This window comes from Curtobacterium sp. B18 (assembly GCF_000333375.1).
GTDB lineage: Bacteria > Actinomycetota > Actinomycetes > Actinomycetales > Microbacteriaceae > Curtobacterium.
In genome coordinates this window covers 1-4,831 of sequence record NZ_BACZ01000621.1, presented here as the reverse complement: position 1 = coordinate 4,831, position 4,831 = coordinate 1, and the positions used below count along the sequence as shown (strand labels likewise).

The window sequence follows — 4,831 nt, the reverse complement described above, 5'->3', positions numbered from 1 at the left end:
GGGCTCTCCTTGTAGGCCAGGAGGAGCTCGCGGTCGACGGACGTGTAGTGCTGGCCGTTCGGGTTGTAGATCTTCGCCGTCGGGAAGTACGCGTCCATGCCGAACGTGCGCGCCTCGTCGGGGATGATCGGCACCACGCGGTTGCCGAAGTCGGGGGACCGGAGCAGGTCCTTCAGCAGCCGGGCGAACGCCATGGTGGTGGCGATCTCCTGCTTGCCGGAGCCCTTCTTGACGACCTGGTACTTCGCGTCCTCGGGGAGGGTGATCGACGTGTACTTCGTGCGACGTTCCGGCACGTAGCCGCCCAGCTCTCGCCGGCGCTCGTGCATGTACTGGATCGCCTCGTCGTCGTTGCCCGGGTGGTAGTACGGCGGCGTGTAGGGGTTCTCCTCGAGCTGCGCGTCCGTGATCGGGATGCGCATCTCGTCGCGGAACTGCTTGAGGTTGTCGAGCGTCAGCTTCTTCATCTGGTGCGTCGCGTTGCGCCCCTCGAAGCTCGGGCCGAGGCCGTAGCCCTTGACCGTCTTCGCGAGGATGACGGTCGGCTGGCCCTTGTGCTCGGTCGCGGCCTTGAACGCGGCGTAGACCTTGCGGTAGTCGTGCCCACCGCGCTTGAGGTTCCAGATCTGGTCGTCGGTGTAGTCCTTGACCAGCTCGAGCGCCTTCGGGTCGCGCCCGAAGAAGTTCTCGCGCACGTACGCGCCGTTCTCGGCCTTGTACGTCTGGTAGTCGCCGTCCGGCGTCTGGTTCATCAGGTTGAGGAGCGCGCCCTCGGTGTCGCGGGCGAGCAGGTCGTCCCACTCGCGGCCCCAGACGACCTTGATGACGTTCCAGCCGGCACCGCGGAAGAACGCCTCGAGCTCCTGGATGATCTTGCCGTTGCCGCGCACCGGACCGTCGAGACGCTGCAGGTTGCAGTTGATCACGAAGTTCAGGTTGTCCAGGCCGTCGTTCGCCGCGACCTGGAGCTGCCCGCGCGACTCGACCTCGTCCATCTCGCCGTCGCCGAGGAACGCCCAGACCTGCTGGTCGGACGCGTCCTTGATGCCGCGGTTGGACAGGTACTTGGCCTGCTGCGCCTGGTAGATCGCGTTGATCGGGCCGATGCCCATCGACACCGTCGGGAACTGCCAGAAGTGCGGCATGAGACGCGGGTGCGGGTAGGACGAGAGTCCACCGCCGGCGTGCGACTGCTCCTGGCGGAAGCCGTCGAGCTGGTCCTCGCCGAGGCGCCCTTCCATGTAGGCGCGGGCGTACATGCCGGGGGACGCGTGCCCCTGGAAGAACACCTGGTCGCCACCGGACGGGTGGTCCTGCGCGCGGAAGAAGTGGTTGTAGCCGACCTCGTACATGGCGGCGCTCGACGCGTACGTCGAGATGTGGCCGCCGACCGCGATGCCCGGACGCTGGGCGCGGTGCACGGTGATCGCGGCGTTCCACCGGATCCACCGGCGGTAGCGGCGCTCGAGCTCCTCGTCGCCCGGGAACTCGGGCTCGTTCTCCGGCGCGATGGTGTTCACGTAGTCCGTGGTCGGGACCATCGGCACACCGAGGTGCAGTTCCTTGGACCGCTTGAGCAGGCTCAGCATGATCTCGCGGCCACGCTGGTGGCCGTGGGTCCGGACCAGCCCGTCGAGGGACTCACGCCATTCGGCGGTCTCCTCCGGGTCCTGGTCGCTGCTGCCGTGGCTGTACGGGTCCTGGTCGTTCACCGTCACCCTTGACCTCGTTCGTTCTCGTGGTGGTGGACATGGCGGGCCACCGGTTGGTCGGGTCACGACCGGATGGGGCCCCGACCACTCTAGGCCCCCGCACCGACCGAGAGGCTGATGGTGACGTGTGGGTGGACAGGTGCTTGCATTCGGGTGCCGTCGGCGTACGATTGCCGATCGTGCACACGCGACCCGTGCGTGCACGACGATGACCGGGCACACCCCACGCCCGAGGAAGAAGCACCACTGATGGCACTGGAGATCGGCTCGCTCGCGCCGGACTCGAACTTCCCGAACCAGTTCGGGGAGCACGTCCGCCTCAGCGACTTCCGCGGCATCCGCCCGGTCGCGCTGGTCTTCTTCCCGCTCGCGTTCTCGTCGACCTGCACGAACGAGCTCTGCACGCTGCAGGACAACATCGCGATGTTCCAGGACCAGCGTGTCGAGCTCATCGGGATCTCGGTCGACTCGAAGGCGACGCTCCGCTCGTTCGCCGAGTCGAACGGCTACGACTTCGAGCTCCTCGCGGACTTCTGGCCGCACGGCGCCGTGTCGAAGGAGTACGGGGTCTTCCTCGACAAGAAGGGCTTCGCCACCCGTGCGACGTTCGTGATCGACGTGCAGGGCCGCATCAAGGCCTCGATCATCTCGGAGCCGGGCGTCGCCCGCGACGTCACCGAGTACCGCGCAGCGCTGGACCGTCTGGCCGCCTGCACCGCACCAGTCGCCGTCGCCTAGCGTTCCGAACACCTGCTGAGACGACGCGCGACGCGTCGCGGACAGGAGGCACGGTGCACGCCGTCGACGACCGCCCGGCCCGCCGGGTGGTCACCACGGACGCCTACGCGCCGTTCCCGGTCACGGCGGACGCGGCCCGGTGGGGCCTCCGCCGTACGGTCGTGCCGACCGAGGCCGGTCCCGTCGTGGTGCTCCACCGGCCGGGACGCGCCGCGATGCTCCTCGTGCACGGCGTCGCCGGCTCGTGGACGACGTGGACGCCGCTCCTCGAGGCCGCGGGCGGCGTCGGCGACCGCGGGCTCGTGCTCGTCGACCTCCCCGGGTGGGGATCGTCCCCCGCGCCGGACGTGCCGATCGACGTCGACCGTGCGGTCGCCGTCCTCACCGCGGTGCTCGACGCCCTGTCGGTCGCGGACGTCGACGTCGTCGGGCACTCCCTCGGCGCCTTCGTCGCGATGCACCTCGCCGTCCTCGCCCCGGCACGCGTGCGCTCCGTCGCGCTGGTCTCCGGCACGACCGTGGCGACCGCGTGGGCGGCGCGACACCCGGTGCGCGCGCTCCGGACGCTCCCCGCGTTCACGCTGCTGCGTGCCGGACTCGCGATCACCGGCGAGACGGCCAGACCGCTCCTGGGCGCATTGGCGGCGATCGGGGTGCTGCCGCTCCTCGCCGCGCCGGTCTTCGCGCACGTGCGCCGGCTCGACCCGAGCGTGCTCGACGCCTTCGTCGACGAGCTCCGGCCGGCCGGCTTCACCGGAGCGGCCCGCGCCGCGGCCGCCTACGACCTCGACCGCTGGCGTGCCGTGACCTGCCCGGTCACGGCGATCGCCGGGCGGGACGACGTCTTCGCCCGGGTGTCCGACCTCGACGCCCTGGGCGCGCTGCTGCCCGGCGCCCGGACCGTGCTGCTCGGGGACTGCGGGCACTTCGCCCACGTCGAGCACCCCGACGCCGTCGCGCGCACGCTCGACCTCGTGTGACCGACCCGGGTCAGGCGTGCACGGGGAACGTCGACGCCACGCGTGACCGGACCTCGCTGAGCACGGCCTGGCGCATCAGCGGGGAGAACAGCGAGTGGTCGCCCTCCGGCACCCGCACGAGGTCCACCCGGCCGGTACGGCCTCGGCTGCTCCATCGACGCAGGGCACGCTGGCCACCGAGTCGGTCGAAGACCTCGACATCGACGGGCGACGCGATCAGGACGACGTCGGTCCCGTGCTCGACGAGGGGGCGGACGTGCCCGACGACCCCGCCGACGCGGTCGCGGCGGGCCACGCGGTCCCGCACCCACTTCGGCACGGCGGCGTTGTACCAGCGCCGGAGCACGAGGCGCAGCCGCGACGGCTCGTCGATCGCACGCAGGGCGTCGGCGTAGGCGCCGACGGCGGCGGTGTTCCGTCGGTAGTCGTCCTCGACGTACTCGGCCGGCGACGAGAACGGTCCCTCGAGCCAGCCGAGCTGCCGGACGCCGCGCATCGTCGACAGGTACACGCGCCGGAAGAGCCCGCCGACGCCGGGCGCCTCCCAGAGCCCGCGGTGCTCCATCGCGAACCGGAGCACCGGGCCGGGCATGAGCATCGTCTCGGCCGACAGCCCGTCGCCGGTCTCCGCCGCCTGCCGCTTCGAGAACCGCAGCCAGTGCAGGATCTCCTCGTGCACGGCGTCGTGCCGCAGGTCGTCGAACAGGGTCTCCTGGTTGACCCGGACGATCTCCTCGACGACGGCCCGGTCCGCGGTGGTGCGGAAGCGCTGGCCCGCGGCCGACGCGATGGCGGACACGGCCTCGATCGCGGACTCGTCCACCAGGGTCGCGTCGTAGGGCCTGCGCGACGTGCGCCGCGCGAGGAAGCGGGCCAGCGCCTCCCGGTCGTCCGCCGTCGCGGCGCGCGGGCGCAACGCGACGGTGCCCAGCCGGTGCAGCCGGTCGTCGGACCCGGGGTCGGCGTCGAGCCGCCCGAAGTCCATCTCGGCGTGGTCAAGCCGTTCCTGCACGGCGAACCCGTGCGCCCGTGCGACCACGTCGAGCCCGGCCAGGAACACCCCGGCGCAGACGTGGCCGAACGGGATGCCGAACGACTCGGCCGGCAGGCCCCGCCGGAGGTCGTAGAACACGGTCGCGGTGCGGTCGTCCTCGACGCGCACGACGATCGGTTGCGAGTTGTGCGGCGACGGGTAGTGCCGCGCGTCCTCGATGATGCCCGTCCACGGTGATGCCATCGGTTCCCCCTCGGTGGTCTCTGGCGTCGATCATACGAACGCCCGGTGACGCGCATGCCGCTCGGGGAATGCCCGGGGGCGCGCGCACGCGTACGCTCTCGCCATGACCACGATCCGGACCGGCACGACCTCGCCGCCGTCGAGGACGTGATCGTCGGCATCAC

At 71.1% G+C, this 4,831-nt stretch carries 4 protein-coding genes; 2 read left to right on the top strand and 2 right to left on the bottom strand.

The window, feature by feature from the left end:
• A partial coding sequence (gene aceE, locus I5E_RS16710) for a pyruvate dehydrogenase (acetyl-transferring), homodimeric type (protein ID WP_022907993.1) occupies positions 1 to 1,718 on the bottom strand: 1,718 nt, incomplete at its 3' end.
• A 243-nt stretch (positions 1,719 to 1,961) separates the two neighbouring features.
• On the opposite strand from aceE, the gene I5E_RS16705 reads away from it, so the two are divergent.
• Both I5E_RS16705 and I5E_RS16700 read left to right on the top strand, forming a co-directional pair.
• A complete protein-coding gene (locus tag I5E_RS16705) occupies positions 1,962 to 2,450 on the top strand; it encodes a peroxiredoxin (RefSeq protein ID WP_022907992.1) in 489 nt (162 codons plus the stop codon).
• A 53-nt stretch (positions 2,451 to 2,503) separates the two neighbouring features.
• Positions 2,504 to 3,430 (top strand): alpha/beta fold hydrolase, encoded by a 927-nt coding sequence (locus I5E_RS16700; RefSeq protein WP_022907991.1) that lies wholly within the window; start codon positions 2,504 to 2,506, stop codon positions 3,428 to 3,430.
• Positions 3,431 to 3,440: 10 nt separating this feature from the next.
• Here I5E_RS16700 and I5E_RS16695 read toward each other — a convergent pair whose 3' ends face one another.
• A complete protein-coding gene (locus I5E_RS16695) occupies positions 3,441 to 4,667 on the bottom strand; it encodes a hypothetical protein (RefSeq protein WP_022907990.1) in 1,227 nt (408 codons plus the stop codon).
• Between the last annotated feature and the right edge of the window lie 164 nt (positions 4,668 to 4,831).